We start from the raw sequence: 484 nt of genomic DNA, 5'->3' as shown, positions 1-484 counted from the left end.
AATGGAACTAACCTAGGAACGGATAGTGATGACCATATCACCTCGGACGGCGTAGGCTCGAAGCACTATTATGGGTTCAGTGGTGCCGACACTATTGATGCCGGAGACGGCCAGGATTATGTCTATGGTGGTGATGATAACGACGCAATCAATGGCAATAGTGGGGATGATTATCTGTATGGTGATGTCGGTGATGACGTTATTGCAGGAGGAGAAGGAGACGATGTCATTTTTGGCGGAGCAGGAAATGATACCTACCTGTATAGCCTGGGTGATGGTGCTGACTATATCTCGACCTATGATGAAACTGAAGGTCGACAAGATGTCCTTGTTTTCGATGAGTCGATTGCTGCCCAGACCAGCTATGTGACACGAAGTGGTGATGATCTAAAGCTTGTTCTTGGCAATGATGACAGCATCGTCGTTGAAAGCTTCTTTAAAGAAGATGACCCTAATTACGCCTTAACAGCGATTAACTTTTCCG

General features: G+C 46.3%; 1 protein-coding gene. It reads left to right on the top strand.

What is annotated here, in order from left to right; all coding sequences use genetic code 11:
• The coding region (locus tag A3763_RS06505; RefSeq protein ID WP_369823096.1) for a calcium-binding protein at positions 1–484 on the top strand (484 nt) is incomplete at both ends.

This window comes from Oleiphilus sp. HI0128 (assembly GCF_001635365.1).
This window is presented reverse-complemented; position numbering and strand designations above follow the sequence as displayed.